Source organism: Catenibacterium sp. GCM10023432 (genome assembly GCF_042651925.1).
Lineage (GTDB): Bacteria > Bacillota_I > Bacilli_A > Erysipelotrichales > Coprobacillaceae > Catenibacterium > Catenibacterium mitsuoka.
In genome coordinates this window covers 1-17,552 of the sequence record NZ_JBHSEB010000079.1, presented here as the reverse complement: position 1 = coordinate 17,552, position 17,552 = coordinate 1, and the positions used below count along the sequence as shown (strand labels likewise).

The following is a 17,552-nucleotide window of genomic DNA, read 5'->3' as shown; positions in this document are numbered from 1 at the left end:
GGGGTTTTTAAATTGATTAAAGAGTATAGTAAAATTGGTGAATATCATATCGCAAATCATAAAAAAAGTGAAGATTATTTATTAAGTGAAGACAATGAAAATATGATGTTTCTGTGTTTAGCAGATGGTGTGAGTAGTTGTGAAAATAGTTTGCAAGGCGCAAAGGTTATTTCGAATAAGGTCAAAGACATTGTCGCTCATATCGACTTGTTTCACTTTGATGAAGAAGTTATTAAGAAACTTGTGATAGATGAACTTCAATATTCACTTAGACAAATTTCTCAAAATGAAAATATTGATTTTTTAAGTTTGTCATCGACATTATTGTTTGTTTATTATAATAAAAGAAAAAATAAAACACTTGTTTTTTCTTTGGGAGATAGCCTTTCTTTAACTGTATTCAATAAAGAAATAGAAATCGTTTCTTACCCTGTCCAAAATTTTCAAGGAATTTATACGGTTACACATCATAATATTAAAGAACATACTCATATTCATATTTTTGATGGCTGTTTTCAAAATATTTACTTGTTTAGTGATGGTGCCTGGAAGGAAATGTTCGAAGAAAATAAAATAAAAAAGAGTATTAAAGACATACTTATTCGAAAAGACTACCAAATGTTAGACGATTATTTTAATCATTGTCATAATTATGATGATTGTAGTTATATAGGAGGTACTTTTTAATGGACAAAAGAATTGTATTATCTCAGAATATAAAATTATTTGATGAAAATAATAATGAATTTATAGTGCATATTAAAAATGGTAGTGAAGAATATGGAGGAAGTGTATTAAGTTATCAAGTTAATTTAGATCAAACAACAGGTCGTCTTAAAGAATATTATCCTTATGAATTGAGTGAATTTATAGAAAGAAATGATGAAGGATATTTATTTATTAATGAAGTTTTAAGTGATAAAATCAATGAATTTCAAAAGGGAAGAGAGAGATATTTAAATGCATATCAAACTCTTTTAGAAAAAATAAATGAAAAGAAGGAGCTATGGTCCTATATTCCTTATTTTAGGATTCTATATGCAAGTCGTGACAAAACAGGAACGATATATATATTTACTCCCGATTATGATTTAGAAGTGTATGAAAAAATGATAAGAAATGTTCAAGAAAATCCTACTCATGATGCGGAACGAAATCTTTTTGTTATTTTAAATAGTATACTTTCATTAACAGAATGTATTTATTCATTACATAATGCTGGATTGTTACATTTAGATATTAAGCCTAGTAATTTTGGATATTTAAAAAAGAATAATGAAGTTGATTATGATCTATTAAATCTTTTTGATATTGATACATTATGTCCTATTATTGGAACTCAAAATAACATGAGAGAAACACCTAGATATAGTGATCCCTATCTTCATTTGAATTTTAATAATCAATATACAATACAAAGTGATATTTATTCTATTGGAGTTGTGTTATTTGATTCACTTGTTGTTTTGGATCAAGAAAAATATCCTTATTTTAATGGATATCAAAAAGAATATCTTGAAAATATAGAGCAATACATCAATGATTCACTATTTATCAACTCTTCACCTGTTACATCTTATTATCAACTCAAAGATACTCTTATATATATATTAAAAAAATGTTTAACAGATGAAAAGATATTAGATAATAACCAGCAAGTTATTTTAAGATATAATCATTGTCAAGAACTTATGGAAGATTTAGAAAAAGCCATTTGTTATCTTGTACCTTCACATTTTTCTCATTACATTTCTAATAACAAAAGAATACAATTAATTGATGTTAAAAAATATTTAGATCAGGATATGCAAGTTATATTTCAAAATTTATTATATAATCATCCATTATATGAATATGCCAAAGAAACAATACAAGTGTTAGTTGCAGGCTTTGGATTATATGGTCAACTATTTTTAGATCAATGTTTACAATCAGGACAGATGATTGATAAAAAATTAAAGGTGACAGTTTTGTATGAAGATAGTGTTAAACAGTATCTTGATCAAAGACCATCATTAATGGATTTCTTTAATGGAAATAAGAAAAATAATTATGGAGATATCGCTTTTATTCAAATGAACTCTAATGAATATGATGGGATTTTGAAAGAAGCTAAAAACTGTAATTATATATTTATTTCGTATTTAGATAACAAAAAAAATTATGAACTTGCAAGTCAAATAAATAATTGTTATCAAAATAAGTCAATTCAATATATTGCAACTAAAGGATATGATCAAGGTGATATGCATTCCGTAATTATTGATAAAGAATATAGTCAGTTGCAAAATTATGACAGAATGAAAGAATTAGCGTTAAATACACATATTGTTTGGAATGAACATAGAAAAATTTCCTTTGATAAATTACTTGCAGAATTCAATGATAAATATAATTTAGAATCAAGTTTATCATTTGCTTTATCACTTAAATATAAATTATATAGTTTAGGTATAAATGCTGACGATGCATCTGCTGCTAAGTTATTTAAACAAAAGATTGATAAAGCAGATAATCTAGAAAAAATAGCATGGATTGAACATCGTCGCTGGGTAACAGAAAAATTAGTATCTGGATGGACTCCAATGGATGTGGAAGAAGCAGCAGCTAATTATCCTCATACCAAAGATAAAATGAATAAAAAACATCTATGTATTCTTCATTCATCTTATGAAACGAAACTAGATAATATTTGTCATAATGAATGGATGAAAACACACATAGGATTAGATGATTTAGATAATGCATCTATTCAGTTACATCAAGAATTGACTAAGAAAATAGATGATAATAAAGACTGGCTTATGCAAACATCAGACTTTGATTCAATCAAAAAGATCATTGTTAAATATTATCATTCATTAGTTTTATTCAGCGCTTGGGAATTATGTATAAATAGTTTAATAAGTGGTGACTATTATCAAAAAGGAATTTATTCTTACTATAAAGAAAAATTTGAAGAGAGTCTGGCGTGTCTTTCCAAAATACAACTTGAGAATACGATGAATTATATATCTAATATTGATTGTCATGTTCAGCCAATTTTAGGTGCACATAGTTATAAGGACTATAAAAAAATTGATTTTGATCTTATAGAAAAAATACCTTATATACTGACTTATTCACCTTCACTTCATTTAATGATTCCATATGTGATAGATAACATGTTTTTAAATGTATGTTCTGTTTTAACGTCTAATGTAAAAGAAGTGACATATCTTTATGAATTAAAAGGAAAAAAAGAATTTTTAAATTCATATAATAAAGTTAAAAAATTCTTTGATTCTAAGAAAAATGATGTTATCATTCATTTTATTATTTTAAATGATACAGATTATCGATTATCCGTGGAAGATTTTAAGGATTCTAGAGTTAAATCTGTCATTAATTTAACGTATCATCATGATATTCATGTGATAGATAAATATCTTGACAATATTTATGCTATTGAAATGAATAAATCTCCACTATGTCAATTATTAAATAAGAAAGAAAATCATTATCCAAGATATTCTTTTAATCTATCATCACAAAGTTTTCAAAATATCTATTTAGCTGATAGATTGACATATATTGATAATAAGGAATATTTAAGTGTTCTTGATTTTACGGAACTCAGTCAAGCATCTACACAAAAGAAGGGTCAACCATACTTTAAAAAAGAATATCTTGATTTATGGAAAATATATGTGAAGAATAGATCCTTATGGAAAAAGTTAACAGAGGGTATTGAAAAAGTTGTTTCTGAAAAAGATCTTATTACAATATTTGAGATTAAAGAACAAATACAAGACTATGAATTACAATTTTGTATGCCGGTTGTATGTTTGAAAGGTGTTCATAAAATAATTGATGGTCTTAAGAAACATAAAATTATATCTGGAAATTCAAATTTTAAAATTGATTCAAATTATATTGTTATCACTTTATATGTACATGAATCAAATAAAGAAAAAATAAAATTAATATTTAATAAACCTATATCTATGTTTATGGATTATTCAAATATTGATATTGTTCCATTATATAGTAGATATGGAAATGGAAGAAAATACAAACTTGCAGTGAGATATTACAATTTAGAATACAGTCAATTGAATATTGATAAAAAGTATAATGATATACTTCATCAGATAGAACAAAAGCAATTAATAAGTAGATATAGTCGAGATAAACAATCATTTTTTAGATTTCATTCGTTTCAAATTAAAGAAATGCTTTGTGAAGCTGGAAAATTATATGAAATTTATATTTATTATTTATTAAAAGAGTCTTTATTATTTGATGATATTGAAAATGATGTGACTGTAAGTTGTAATGGTAATCCATTTACAAGTGAAATAGATATTATTCTCACAAAAGGATATGATTCTCTTTTTGTAGAATGTAAAGCAACTACCAATCTTATAAATGAATATTATGAAAAATTAAATAATATTGTTAATCGTTATGGTAATCAAACAAAAGCAGTGATTATTACTGATTCACTAGAAAAAAAGAAGGATTGCCCTTATGGTATTCAAACATTTAATAGAGGTGAATTGGATAATATTGCTGCAAAACTCTTAAAAATTATGAAAGAAGGAAAGTAAAATGACATATAAACCACAACCCAAAGATACAAAATCAATTGTATTAGATAAAGAACTATTAGAATTATTAGAATCACTAGCAAAAAACAATCATGATGTATGGGCGTCTTCAAGAATTGCAGAGGGATGGACATATGGCGAAGCCAAAGATAGTCGATTAAAAACAACACCATGTTTAGTTCCATATGAAGATTTACCTGAAAGTGAAAAGGAATATGATCGTAATACATGCTTAGAAACTTTAAGATTCATTAAGGCAATGGGATACGAAATTATAAAAAAGGAGTTATAATATGAAATTGTTTGTTGATGATGTTAGAGATCCTGTTGGTGAAGGATTTACAGTTGTACGTCAATATAAGCAAGCTGTTTTATTGCTTGATTTATTAGAATTTGATTTTATTTCATTAGATTATGATATACAGGATGGTTATACTGGTTTAGATATATTAAAATATATGTCTGATAACAACAAGTATCCAAAAAGTCAATTAAATATACATTCAACACATTCAATAGGAAGTGTTGCAATGTATAAATATGCAAAAGAACATTTTCCTCATAATATTCGTATTACTCAAAATACTATACGATGATATTCTAGATGCATTAAAAATTGTTTAGATTTGTTTTTGAAATATCTAAAATACAGTTTTCTTATAAGAAATATATGTTGGTAAAGAAACAATAATGAGATTTAACTTTAGAAAAAAATTGAAAAGTTAAAAATGAAAATAATTAAAAGAAGCTGTAGTGAAATAGTGTGTCTTTCAACTTTTGATGGAAATGTGCAGTAATAACTTTTAAATTAAATAGTAAAAAACATCTTATAAAATCATCTCAAGAATATAGAGGTGATTTTTTTAATGTGATATAATGCATCCCATAAAATATAGGGTAAGCGTCAAATAATAAGCAAGAAATAAAATGAACAGGATGCCATCTCAAAAGAAACATTCTTATTCTGTTTCATTAGATCAATCTTCTTACCAATCTTTGCACCATGAAAGTATAAATATAATTGGTTATCCTCTAAATCAGTCCCAAAGTTAAGAGGAATGATATAAGGAAATGTTTCATCAAACATGGCAACTCTGCAAGTATCACATTTCGCAATGATTTTCATTATTTCATCAAAGGCAGTGATTTCTCTATCTTTTCTTCTCATTACAAACACCTTCTTTAAGTATATTCTACTAAAAAATAGAATTATGATGCAAACAGTTCATAACACTATCTTTATTTATTCAGCATGGTATACTGTTGTAGAGATAAAAAGAAAAGAGGTTAGAAAATGTACGCAAAAAATACATGGGAAAAGTATAAGGACAATCTTAATGAAGTCATGGAATATAATGAAGGTTATAAAGATTATATTTCAAAAAACAAAACAGAACGTGCTTGTGTTAAAGACTCTATTCGCTTAGCCGAAGAAAAAGGATTCAAGCCATTAGATTCCTTTGAAACACTTAAACCAGGAGACAAGGTTTATGTCAACAACAGAGATAAGAATATTGCTTTATTTGTGATTGGTAATAAGCCACTTACAGAAGGTATGAGAATCTTAGGTGCTCATATTGACTCTCCTAGAATGGACTTAAAACAGAATCCATTATATGAATCAGAAGGATTCGTATTAGCTGATACACACTATTATGGTGGTGTAAAGAAATACCAGTGGGTGACTATTCCTTTATCATTATATGGTGTTGTCGCTAAGAAAGATGGTACTGTCGTAGATGTTGTGATTGGTGAAGATGATGATGATCCAGTAGTAGGTATCTCTGATTTACTTATTCACTTAGCTGCAGAACAGTTAGATAAGAAAGCAGCTAAAGTGATTGAAGGTGAAAACCTTGATGTTACTTTAGGTAATATGCCTTTAGTAGGTGAAGAAAAAGATGCTGTGAAGGCCAATATCTTAAAACTATTAAAAGATAAATATGATATTGAAGAAGAAGATTTTGTATCAGCTGAAATTGAAGTTGTGCCAAGTGGTAAAGCAAGAGACTATGGTTTAGATCGTTCAATGATTGCAGGTTATGGTCATGATGATAGAGTATGTGCCTATACATCTTTAACTGCAATTCTTGATATGGATGTATGTGACTATACATGCTGTGCTATTCTTGTAGACAAAGAAGAAATCGGTTCAGTAGGTGCTACAGGTGCTCAGTCTTTATTCTTTGAAAATACAATTGGTGAAATGTTAGTGAAGATGGGTATTGATAGTTTTGTACAGACAAGACTTACTTTATCTAGATCAAAGATGCTTTCAAGTGATGTATCTGCTGGGGTAGATCCACTATTTGTAAGTGTGAATGATAAGAAGAACGCTGCTTATTTAGGTAACGGTATTGTATTTAATAAATATACTGGTGCAAGAGGTAAGAGCGGAAGTAATGATGCCTCTGCAGAATATGTTGCGAGAATTCGTGCTGTCATGGATGAATCAAATATCCACTATCAGACAGCTGAACTTGGTAAGGTGGACCAGGGTGGAGGAGGCACTATTGCCTATATCCTTGGAAACTACAACATGGATGTTATTGATGCAGGTATTGCAGTATTAAATATGCATGCACCAATGGAAGTCGTATCTAAAGTAGACGTATACGAAACATATCAGGCATATAAAGCATTCTTGAAGAATGCATAATTCATAGAATTGTAGTTAAAACAGGTAGTGACTTTATATATTGCATGGTATATAAAGATATACCTACAGACACACCTTGGATAAAACCAAGGTGTTTTTTGATTAATCTATGATACAATAATCAAGAGGTGATTTGATGAAACAATTAACACTTGGAATGGTGGCTCATGTTGACGCAGGTAAAACCACATTAAGTGAGTCATTACTTTATACGACAGGAACAATTAAACATCAGGGACGTGTAGATCATAAAGATACATTTCTTGACTATAATACACAGGAAAGAGAAAGAGGCATTACTATTTTTTCTAAGGTTTCTTCTCTTGATTATAAGAATAACCATTTCACATTTATTGATACACCAGGTCATGCTGATTTTAGTGGAGAAATGGAACGTGCATTAAGTGTACTTGATTATGCAATAGTGATTATCAATGGTTTAGATGGTGTACAGGCGCATACTAAAACTATCTGGAACTTATTAGAGCACTATCATGTACCAGCCTTCATCTTTGTGAATAAAATGGATTTAACACATTATACAAAAGAAGAACTATTGGACTCTTTATCACAATTATCTCCTCACATCATGGACATGAGTGCTTCTGAAGAAGATATTGCAGCACTGTATGAAGAGATGATAGAAGAATATTTAGAAACAGAGTCTTTAAAGGATGCATCTATCGCAAAAGCGATTTCTAATAGACATCTTTATCCACTTTATTTTGGTAGTGCACTTAAGAATCAAGGTGTAGAAGAACTACTTGATGCCTTAGACCGTTATACTTTAGAAAAAGAACCACAAAAAGAATTATCTGCACAGGTCTTTAAGATTGCGAGAGATGAAAGAGGAGAACGTCTTGTCTTTATTAAGGTAACTGGTGGCAGGCTTCATGTACGTGATACAATCCATGATGAAAAGATTCATCAAATTAGGCTATATCAAGGGAACCATTATACGCTTATAGAAGAAGCCGTTCAGAATGATATTGTAGCCTTAACAGGTATTAAGAAACTTCAGACAGGGGATTATATTGGATCAGGACATGTGATTCATTCAACGCTTAGACCTTCCATGTTATATTCAATTCAACCGTCTAAAGAAGCAGATATCAATCATTTTTTCTCTTCTTTAAAGGTATTAGGTGAAGAAGAACCATTACTTCATTTAAAACTCTTTGATGATTATGCCCAGGTTTCTTTAATGGGTGAAGTTCAAATAGATATTCTTAAACAATTAATGAAAGATCGTTTTAATGAAGATATCACAGTAGATGAAGGAGATGTCGCTTATCTAGAAACAATCAAAGAACCAGTAGAAGGAGTAGGACACTTTGAACCACTCAGACACTATAGCGAAGTCCATCTTTACTTAGAACCACTTTCTCAAGGTTCAGGACTTGTCTTTGATAATCAATGTCAGAATAACTTAGAAGAGAGATATCAGAATCTTATCATGACACATTTACAGGAAAAAGAACACTTAGGTGTACTCACAGGTTCTCCTATTACAGATATGAAAATCACACTTCTAGGTGGTAAAGCCCACTTAAAACATACAGAAGGAGGAGACTTCAGAGAAGCCACTTATCGTGCTATTAGACAAGGTTTAAAAATGACTGAATCAGTTATTTTAGAGCCCTATTATAAATATGAATTAGTTATTCCTACAGAGGCTTTGAGTAAGGTTTATTATGCTTTAGAAGACTATCCAACACCTACTGTAGTGAACGAGAATAATGATATTACAACACTTCATGGTGAAGCACCCGTTTTATTTTTGACTCATTATCAAAAAGAACTTCTGACTTCCACAAAAGGAAAGGGACAGCTTTTCTTCTTAGATACATTCTATGCACCAGTAGAAAATCAGGAAGAAGTGATAACTCAATGTGATTATGACAGTGAATCAGATCTAGATAATCCTACAGGTTCTATCTTCTGTTCACACGGTGCAGGATATTATGTCCCTTATGATGAAGTAAGAGAGAAGATGCATTTGCCTCTTTATAGTGCGATGAAACAGGAACATACTTATACACATAATCCTGTACATATTAGTGATGAAGAACTTAAAAGAGTATATGAACGTACCTATGGTCCATTAGAAACAAAACTTGCGAGTGACTACTATAAACCTAAACAAGATCATGTCTCTTCTAATACAGTACAGGCATTAGATGAATATTTGATTGTAGATGGATATAATGTCATCTTTGCCTGGGATGAACTGAAAGAACTTGCGAAAGAAAACCTAGGTAGCGCAAGAGATAAGCTTATTGATATATTGATGAGCTATAAAGGGTATCGTGGCTGCCATATGATCCTTGTCTTTGACGCTTATAAGGTTCCACAGAATAAAGGCAAGAGTCAGATGTATCACGATATGGAAATCGTTTATACAAAAGAAGGACAGACAGCGGATGCTTATATTGAAAGCATCACAAAACAGATGGCAGGACAATATCGTCTTGTGGTTGCGACAAGTGATAATCTTGAACAGAAGATTGTGCTAGGTCATGGGGCGACACGTATCTCATCAAGAGAATTACTTCAGGATGTCATTTCTCGTTCTAAAATTCAAAAAGAAGAATTTGAAAGAAAAAATCCTCAGATGCATAGTTATGCATTTGAGGATCTCAAGAAGTCTTAGGACTTCTTTTTTATTTAATAGATGTAACTGTATAATCTTTATCTTCTACAGTTTTCTTTAAGACATCATTAGATACTTCTTTACTTAAAGTCACAACTGCAGTGCCTTTTTCATGACTTACATCAGCACTTTTTACACCATCTACAGATTCTAATGCCTTCTTTACAGCCATTTCACAATGACCACACATCATACCAGTAATTTCTAAAGTTTTTTCCATTGTTTTTTTCTCCTTTTTCTTTCTTTTTATATCTTTTGATGCATCATGCATAGAGAAAGTATTCAATCTTAATGCATTCATACATACAAAGAAACTAGATAAACTCATCGCAGCAGCCCCTAACATAGGACTCATCTGCCATCCTGTTAAAGTGATAAATACACCAGCAGCAACAGGAATACAAATCGCATTATAGAAAAATGCCCAGAATAAGTTTTCATGGATATTTCTTAATGTTGCACGAGAGAGTCTAATAGCGGCAGTGACATCTGTCAGCTTACTATTCATTAAGACAACATCAGCTGCATCTATCGCAATATCAGTGCCTGCCCCAATCGCAATTCCAATATCCGCACGTGTCAGTGCTGGGGCATCATTGATTCCATCGCCCACCATAGCCACTTTACCTTGTTTCTGTAGATTTCTAATAACGCTCTCTTTACCATCAGGTAATACCCCTGCAATTACCTCATCCACACCTGCTTTTGAACCAATTGCCTGGGCTGTTTCTAGATTATCACCTGTTAACATCACGACCTGAATACCCATATTCTGCATTTCTTTGATTGCCTGAGGACTATCTTCCTTCATTGTATCAGCGACACAGATCATACCAAGATAATAATCATCATAACTAAAGAATAGTGGTGTCTTACCTTCTTTAGCCATATTCTTAGCTTGTATTTCAACATCGTCAGGAATATGCTTTTCCATCATCTTGATACTGCCACCTAATACTTCTTTATCATGAATTAAACCTCTTAACCCATGACCAGGCAATATCTTGAAATCTTTGACTTCTTCACTGCCTTGGTAATAATCAGTAATCGCTTTACCAAGAGGATGTTCACTATTCTTTTCTAGACTTGCAGCATAATTTAAAAGTATTTCTTTTTCTATCTTATAAGGGACAACATCAGTAACTACAGGAGTTCCTTTTGTGATTGTACCTGTCTTATCTAACGCAATAATATCAACAGATCCTGTGACTTCTAATGATTCAGAAGTTTTAAATAGTATACCATTTTTAGCGCCCATACCATTGCCGACCATAATAGCTACGGGTGTTGCAAGACCAAGTGCACATGGACATGAAATAACCAATACAGAAATAGCACGGGCAATAGAGAATCCAATACTCTTTCCTAGAATCATCCAGACAATAAATGCGACTAACGCAATACCGATAATCATAGGTACAAAGATACCAGAGACCTGATCCGCTTTCTTTGCGATAGGTGCCTTAGTGGCTGCTGCATCACTCACCATCTGAATAATCTGTGAAAGTGTTGTATCTTCCCCTACACGAGTGGCACGTACTTTAATAAAACCTGACTGATTAAGTGTAGCACCTGATACTGTATCATTCACAGTTTTATCAACAGGAATACTTTCACCTGTTAAGGCAGATTCATCAATAGCTGTAGAACCTTCTACAATCACACCATCGACAGGAATATTTTCACCCGGTCTGACAATAAACAAATCACCTTTATTGACTTCATCAATTCCTACAGTCACTTCTTTATTGTCTCTAATAATAACGGCAGTCTGAGGTGCAAGATCCATTAAACTCTTTAAGGCATCTGTTGTACGTCCTTTAGACATTGCCTCTAACATCTTACCTACAGTAATTAAAGTAGGAATCATAGCTGCAGATTCAAAATAGAGATCATGTCCTAAAATCATCACCTTCATCATCTGTCCCTGGCTCATTGCATCAATCATTAAATATAAAACAACTAAGCTATAACCAAAAGCAGCACTAGAACCTAATGCGACCAAAGCATCCATGTTAGGAGATAACTGAAATAAGCTCTTATATCCATTGATAAAGAACGCTTTATTAATGACTAAAATAATAATAGTCAATAACATCTCTGTCACTGCAAGAGATACATGATTCTCTAAAAATGAAGGCACAGGCCATTTCCACATCATATGACCCATAGATAGATACATTAATAGTAATAAGAATACTAAAGAAGTAATCAATCTCTTCTTTAATTTTGGTGTTTCATGATCCACTAAAGAATCATCCTTGACTTTTTCAACACCTTTTTCACTAGCACCATATCCAATATTCTCAATCGCTTGAATAACAGATTCAGAAGATGCTGTTCCCTTTACACCCATAGAATTTGTGAGTAAAGAAACAGAACAGCTTTCTACACCATCAATATGAGCCACAGTTTTTTCAATACGATTGGCACACGCTGCACAACTCATACCAGTAATATTATATTGTTTCATTTCATCACCTTCTGTAATACATTCACTAATTCATCAATTGTCTCATCATGACCTTCTTTAATATCATCCACAACACATGTCTTAATATGCTTTGCAAGTAATTCTTTATTAAAACTATTTAAAGCTGCATTTACTGCAGAAACCTGAATTAAAATATCAGGACAATAGGCATTCTTTTCAACCATGCCCTCAATTCCTCGAATCTGTCCTTCAATACGTTTGAGGCGGTTCATGAGTTTTTTCTTTTCTTCTTCACTACGATCCTTATGACGTTCACTACAACAGCAATCTTTTTTATTCATCATTTCACCTCCTGTCCCAATCATATACCCTATAGGGGTATACGTCAAGCGATGTGATTGTTGTATAATGACCACAAGGAGAAATGAATTATGAAAACAAATAAACTCGTGCAGGGCGCATTCATCGCATCACTCTTTGGTGTCCTTGCAGTACTTAATACAATGACAGGTACGATGTTTGATTCCTTAATAGGTTATGGAATGGCTATTCCTATAGCTATCTATAGCTATAAGACAGGACTGAAAGAAGCTTTAATGACTTCCGTTGCTTCCATGGTCATTGCTTTTCTATTTGGAACACTCAGCTATGTATTAATTGTCCTCTCATCACTTGGTATGGGAACAGTTGTAGGACTATGTCTTAAAAATAGAGCTAAGAAAGAAACAATGCTGGTGCTTGGTGCTACATTCTTCTTTTTATCTGACTTTTTATATTTCTATGTATTCTCAGGAGTACTCGGTATTAATTTACTCACTGAAGCAAAAGAAATGTATAACCAGATTATTGCGGCTGTGCCTTCTTTATCAAATGTCTTTACTTTCCAGGACTTTTATAATCTCATTCCACTTTCTATACTCATCATGTCATTCTTACAGAGTTATCTAGTCATGATGTTATGTGCATTATTCTTTAAACGCTTAAGAATACCTTTTGATATGAGTATTCATATTGCGACATTTAGATTCAGTCCTAAAATGGGATATATTCTTGCAATCATGCTTGCAGGTAGTATGATTGCTAGACAATATTTTGGAAATGTTGTTATTGTACAATATCTCTATTTTATTAGTATCTTAGGATTTATGGTGGATGGTCTGGCTTTCTTATCTTTTTATCTTATTATCAGAAACCATGGCCGTTATTCTAACTTGCTTATTTTCTTGGTATTTATACCATTCCTACAGTCACTATTAGTTATATTAGGAATTATTGATATATTTGTTGAAATACGTCAAATACTGTATAATAAGTATCAATAAGGAGGGCTTCTACAATGACGAGAAAAGTTGCACAAATTAGAAATATCTTTGTTCTTTTACTCGTATTTATAATCTTTGCTGCCTTTGCGGCCTTTGGCATATTTCATCAGGCCTGGATGCTTCGTCTTGCGATATTTGTAGTTACTACGAATGTGGTCTATATTTCATTGTTGTTCTATATGAGCTACTTAATGGAGCAAAACAGCTATTCAGTCAGCGATGCATTAGGTATTGATGCTAAAAATGCCTTGATCTATGGTGGTGTAGGACTTATTCAATATGATGAAAATAGAAATATCACATGGGTCTCTGATTTCTTAAAGGCATTAAATATCAATATTGTAGGAATCAAATTATTAGAATGGCAGCCTACACTTGCTAGTCTTTTTGATGATGAAGATGTCAAAATAATAGAAGTCAAAGGGAAAAAATTTGAAGTCTATAATAGTGCAGATACAAGACTCATCTATATGAAGGATGTGACACAATATGTGTCTTTATCACAGGACTATGAAGATATTCAGGTGTGCATGGGTTATATTACTGTAGATAACTATGATGAAATTATTGCAAATGTAGATGAATCACAGAAGGTAAAGATTCAAAATTTATGCCGCAGTACAATTACTGACTGGGCATATAAGAATGGTATGATCATTAGACGTTATCAGACAGGTAAATACATTGTCTTCTTTAATGAACGTATCTATAAGAAACTTATTGAATCTAAATTCTCTATTTTGGATGATTTCAAGAATGCGATAGAAGAATTGGATGTTCTTATGACACTCTCTATTGGTATTGGTAGAAGTACAAAAGTATTAAGAGAACTAGAAGAACTCGCTTCTTCCGCATTAAGCCTTGCTTATTCACGCGGTGGTGACCAGATTGCGATTAAGAGCGGTAAAGATCATGTGCGTTACTTTGGTGGTAAGACCGATGCATTTGAAACATCCTCTAAAGTACGTTCACGAATTATGGCACAGTCTCTTGCGGGACTTATTACACGTTCACGCAATGTTCTCATTATGGGACATAAGAATTCAGATTTAGATTCATTTGGTGCGTCTCTTGCGGCAGCACGTATTGTAGAGAATTTAGGGAAGAAAGCTAACATAGTAATTGATTATGAATCTCTTGAAGAAAAAACAAAAGGTGTCGTAGAAATGTTGAGAAGTAATCCTGATTATAAGGGACTCATGTTGACTATTTCAGAAGCACTTGAAAAAGCCAATAAGAATACTTTATTAATCAGTGTGGATAACCATAAGGATTCACTTGCTATCAGTCGTTCAGTACTTGATAAAGTAAAGAACAAGGTCATTATTGACCACCATCGTCGTAGTGAAGAATTCATTTCTTCACCGGTTCTAACATACTTAGAACCATCTGCATCCTCTACAGTAGAATTACTTGTAGAACTATTTGATTATCAGCAGCATGAAATTGAAATTTCATCTCTTGATGCGACAATCATGTATACAGGGATGCTTGTTGATACAAACTATTTCAGACAGCATGTGGGTACAAGAACATTCCAGTCAGCGGCTAAACTCAAAGAAGCGCAGGCCGACTTATCACTTGCTTATGAATTACTAGAAGATTCATTTGAATGTATGAAAGAAATATTTGATATCACAGAATCAGCTTATCGTTATAAGGATAAATTCCTTATTGCGACAGGCAAAGATGAAGAACTTAGCCGTTCTACTCTTGCAAAGGCAGCCAATCAATTGGTATATGTTTCTGGCATTTATGCTGCATTTGCGATAGGATATATATCTAAGAACACAGTTGCAATCAGTGCACGTAGTTCTAAGAAGGTCAATGTCCAGATGATTATGGAAAATGATGCTTTACATGGAGGCGGACACTTCTCTATGGCCGCCTGTCAGATTGAAAATGTGACAATCGAAGAAGCGAAAGAGAGATTAGAACATGCAATAGATGCATATTTGGAAGATAGGGGTGTATAAGTGTGAAAGTTATTTTATTAGAAGATGTGAAAAAAGTTGGTAAGAAGGGTGAAATCGTTAATGTATCTGACGGTTATGGACAGAACTTCTTAATTAAGAATGGTAAAGCTTTAATGGCAACAGAAACAGGCAAGAAGATTGTTGCTAAACAGGAAGAAGAAAAGAAACAGGAAGACTTAAAGAGAAAAGAAGAAGCTCAGGAACTTGCAAAGAAGCTTGAAACTATCGTACTAGAATTCAAGGTTAAGACTGGTAAGGATGGTAAGAGCTTTGATCATGTTTCTACAAAACATATCGCAAAGAAATTATTAGAAGAACATGGTATTAAGATTGATAAGAGAAAGTTCATTAATGCTTATCCAGTAGGTGCTTTAGGAACTACTAAGTTTAAGATTGAACTTTATAAAGGTGTTATTGCGACTATCAATGTTCATCTATCTGAAAAATAAGGTGAATACTCATGGATACAAGAGAACTCCCTCATGACTTAGAGGCAGAACGTGCATTGTTAGGGGCGATGTTGATTGATAAGAACGCATGTAACGATGTCATCAACATGGCAACACCTCAGGATTTCTATCTTGATGCGCATCGACTGATCTTTACAGGTATGAAGTTCCTTCATGACAGTAATAAACCGATTGATGCAACAACAGTGACTGATTATTTAATCAATCAGAAGATATTAGAAAAAGTAGGCGGGGTAGATTACTTATTGGTACTTGCGAATTCTGTACCTACAGTAGCCCATACAACACATTATCTTCAGATCTTAAATGAGAAGTCATTACTCAGAAGACTCATTAAGGAAGCTACAACCATCGTACAGGATGCTTATGGTGAAATTACTGATATCAATGATTTTATTGATACAGTAGAAAAAGACGTCTTAGAAGTCACAAGAGATAGAAATGCCGGGGAATTCAAGACAATTGAAAGTGTTGTACAGAATGTCACAGCCAGAATGAATCTCCTTCAGAAAAATGGTGGAGTTGTCTCTGGTGTAAAAACAGGCTATAAAGAATTAGATAAATTAACATCAGGCTTCCAGCCAGGTGATTTAGTTATTCTTGCGGCTAGACCTTCTGTAGGTAAAACAGCCTTTGCCTTGAATATTGGTTTTAATTCATCACTTAATAGTGAAGAAGCTGTCGCAATATTCTCACTAGAAATGCCTGCTGAACAGCTTGTAACCAGATTAATATGCTGTGCAGGATCTATTGATAACAATAAATTAAAAACAGGTGCGATTTTGAAAGAGAATGCGAATAAATACTATGCAGCAGCAGATCGTGTCACACGTTGTAATTTATATATTGATGATACACCAGCAATTAAGATTGGTGAAATTGCTGCTAAATGTAGAAGACTGCAAAGAGAACAGGGTTTAAAGATGGTTATTATCGATTATCTTCAGCTGATCTCTGGTCCATCTTCATCAAGAGAATCAAGACAGCAGGAAGTATCAGATATCTCTAGACAGTTAAAGGCATTAGCTAGAGAATTGAAGTGTCCTGTTATTGCCTTATCACAGCTTTCTCGTCAGGTTGAACAGCGTAAAGGAAAACCGATGTTGTCCGACTTAAGAGAATCTGGAGCCATCGAACAGGATGCCGATATTGTAGCTTTCCTTCATCGTGAAGACTATCAGAATAAAGAAAAAGAAGCAGAAACAAACGGCTTAACAGAAATCGTTGTAGCCAAGCACAGAAATGGTGCAACAGCCGATATCAGCCTTGTATTTGAAAAACAATACTCTCGTTTCTCAGATTACTATACAGGTCCAGAAAACCAGAATAGTGGTGAAGGACTAAGAATTTAAAAGCAGTGGCACATGCGCCACTGCTTATTGTGCGACAGGCAGTCGCTTATATGTCATGTCAACAGGGGCATGACATTTTCTGCTTATAAATGAT

Annotated in this window: 13 protein-coding genes; 10 read left to right on the top strand and 3 right to left on the bottom strand. The window is 32.4% G+C overall.

From position 1 onward, the window contains the following. Positions 1-12: 12 nt before the first annotated feature. Genes ACFOZZ_RS10465 through ACFOZZ_RS10450 form a run of 4 tightly spaced genes read left to right on the top strand, consistent with a single transcriptional unit; the run spans position 13 to position 5,188 of the window. Positions 13-687 (top strand): protein phosphatase 2C domain-containing protein, encoded by a 675-nt coding sequence (locus ACFOZZ_RS10465; RefSeq protein ID WP_055235250.1) that lies wholly within the window; start codon positions 13-15, stop codon positions 685-687. Further along, positions 687-4,592, top strand: coding sequence for a protein kinase domain-containing protein (locus ACFOZZ_RS10460; RefSeq protein ID WP_376815209.1), 3,906 nt, complete (start codon positions 687-689; stop codon positions 4,590-4,592). The genes ACFOZZ_RS10465 and ACFOZZ_RS10460 overlap by 1 nt, the downstream gene beginning before the upstream one ends. A 1-nt stretch (position 4,593) precedes the next feature. Further along, positions 4,594-4,884 (top strand): RyR domain-containing protein, encoded by a 291-nt coding sequence (locus tag ACFOZZ_RS10455; RefSeq protein WP_278779678.1) that lies wholly within the window; start codon positions 4,594-4,596, stop codon positions 4,882-4,884. Position 4,885: 1 nt separating this feature from the next. Then, positions 4,886-5,188, top strand: coding sequence for a cyclic-phosphate processing receiver domain-containing protein (locus ACFOZZ_RS10450; protein WP_055233899.1), 303 nt, complete (start codon positions 4,886-4,888; stop codon positions 5,186-5,188). Between the two features lie 308 nt (positions 5,189-5,496). Here ACFOZZ_RS10450 and ACFOZZ_RS10445 read toward each other — a convergent pair whose 3' ends face one another. Then, on the bottom strand, positions 5,497-5,760 hold the full coding sequence (locus ACFOZZ_RS10445; RefSeq protein ID WP_279147623.1) for a pyridoxamine 5'-phosphate oxidase family protein: 264 nt from the start codon (positions 5,758-5,760) through the stop codon (positions 5,497-5,499). Positions 5,761-5,886: 126 nt separating this feature from the next. Between ACFOZZ_RS10445 and ACFOZZ_RS10440 the strand changes: the two genes are divergently transcribed. Next, positions 5,887-7,251, top strand: coding sequence for an aminopeptidase (locus tag ACFOZZ_RS10440; RefSeq protein WP_376815208.1), 1,365 nt, complete (start codon positions 5,887-5,889; stop codon positions 7,249-7,251). 136 nt (positions 7,252-7,387) lie between these two features. Further along, positions 7,388-9,904, top strand: a complete 2,517-nt coding sequence (locus tag ACFOZZ_RS10435) for a translation factor GTPase family protein (protein WP_278860658.1) — start codon at positions 7,388-7,390, stop codon at positions 9,902-9,904. 10 nt (positions 9,905-9,914) lie between these two features. Here the strand turns inward: ACFOZZ_RS10435 and ACFOZZ_RS10430 are convergent, their stop codons facing one another. Continuing rightward, complete coding sequence (locus tag ACFOZZ_RS10430) at positions 9,915-12,377, bottom strand: heavy metal translocating P-type ATPase (protein WP_376815207.1); 2,463 nt, start codon at positions 12,375-12,377, stop codon at positions 9,915-9,917. Further along, positions 12,374-12,679, bottom strand: coding sequence for a metal-sensing transcriptional repressor (locus tag ACFOZZ_RS10425; protein WP_376815206.1), 306 nt, complete (start codon positions 12,677-12,679; stop codon positions 12,374-12,376). The genes ACFOZZ_RS10430 and ACFOZZ_RS10425 overlap by 4 nt, the downstream gene beginning before the upstream one ends. 90 nt (positions 12,680-12,769) lie before the next feature. Here ACFOZZ_RS10425 and ACFOZZ_RS10420 point away from each other — a divergent pair, with 90 nt between their 5' ends. From ACFOZZ_RS10420 to dnaB, 4 genes are read left to right on the top strand one after another with little or no spacing between them, the layout of a single operon-like run. Beyond that, on the top strand, positions 12,770-13,660 hold the full coding sequence (locus ACFOZZ_RS10420) for a DUF2232 domain-containing protein (RefSeq protein WP_376815205.1): 891 nt from the start codon (positions 12,770-12,772) through the stop codon (positions 13,658-13,660). A gap of 14 nt (positions 13,661-13,674) precedes the next feature. After that, complete coding sequence (locus tag ACFOZZ_RS10415) at positions 13,675-15,636, top strand: DHH family phosphoesterase (RefSeq protein WP_278860662.1); 1,962 nt, start codon at positions 13,675-13,677, stop codon at positions 15,634-15,636. 2 nt (positions 15,637-15,638) lie between these two features. Next, a complete protein-coding gene (rplI, locus tag ACFOZZ_RS10410; protein ID WP_055233906.1) occupies positions 15,639-16,085 on the top strand; it encodes a 50S ribosomal protein L9 in 447 nt (148 codons plus the stop codon). A gap of 11 nt (positions 16,086-16,096) precedes the next feature. Then, positions 16,097-17,458: a replicative DNA helicase gene (dnaB, locus tag ACFOZZ_RS10405; RefSeq protein ID WP_055233907.1), complete on the top strand. Its 1,362-nt coding sequence runs from the start codon at positions 16,097-16,099 to the stop codon at positions 17,456-17,458. The last annotated feature ends 94 nt before the right edge of the window (positions 17,459-17,552 follow it).

Coding starts and splice junctions, on each gene's coding strand:
- ACFOZZ_RS10460 (WP_376815209.1), top strand. CDS start 687: ATGGACAAAAGAATTGTATTATCTCAGAATATAAAATTATTTGATGAA.
- ACFOZZ_RS10455 (WP_278779678.1), top strand. CDS start 4,594: ATGACATATAAACCACAACCCAAAGATACAAAATCAATTGTATTAGAT.
- ACFOZZ_RS10450 (WP_055233899.1), top strand. CDS start 4,886: ATGAAATTGTTTGTTGATGATGTTAGAGATCCTGTTGGTGAAGGATTT.
- ACFOZZ_RS10445 (WP_279147623.1), bottom strand. CDS start 5,760: ATGAGAAGAAAAGATAGAGAAATCACTGCCTTTGATGAAATAATGAAA.
- ACFOZZ_RS10440 (WP_376815208.1), top strand. CDS start 5,887: ATGTACGCAAAAAATACATGGGAAAAGTATAAGGACAATCTTAATGAA.
- ACFOZZ_RS10435 (WP_278860658.1), top strand. CDS start 7,388: ATGAAACAATTAACACTTGGAATGGTGGCTCATGTTGACGCAGGTAAA.
- ACFOZZ_RS10430 (WP_376815207.1), bottom strand. CDS start 12,377: ATGAAACAATATAATATTACTGGTATGAGTTGTGCAGCGTGTGCCAAT.
- ACFOZZ_RS10425 (WP_376815206.1), bottom strand. CDS start 12,679: ATGAATAAAAAAGATTGCTGTTGTAGTGAACGTCATAAGGATCGTAGT.
- ACFOZZ_RS10420 (WP_376815205.1), top strand. CDS start 12,770: ATGAAAACAAATAAACTCGTGCAGGGCGCATTCATCGCATCACTCTTT.
- ACFOZZ_RS10415 (WP_278860662.1), top strand. CDS start 13,675: ATGACGAGAAAAGTTGCACAAATTAGAAATATCTTTGTTCTTTTACTC.
- dnaB (WP_055233907.1), top strand. CDS start 16,097: ATGGATACAAGAGAACTCCCTCATGACTTAGAGGCAGAACGTGCATTG.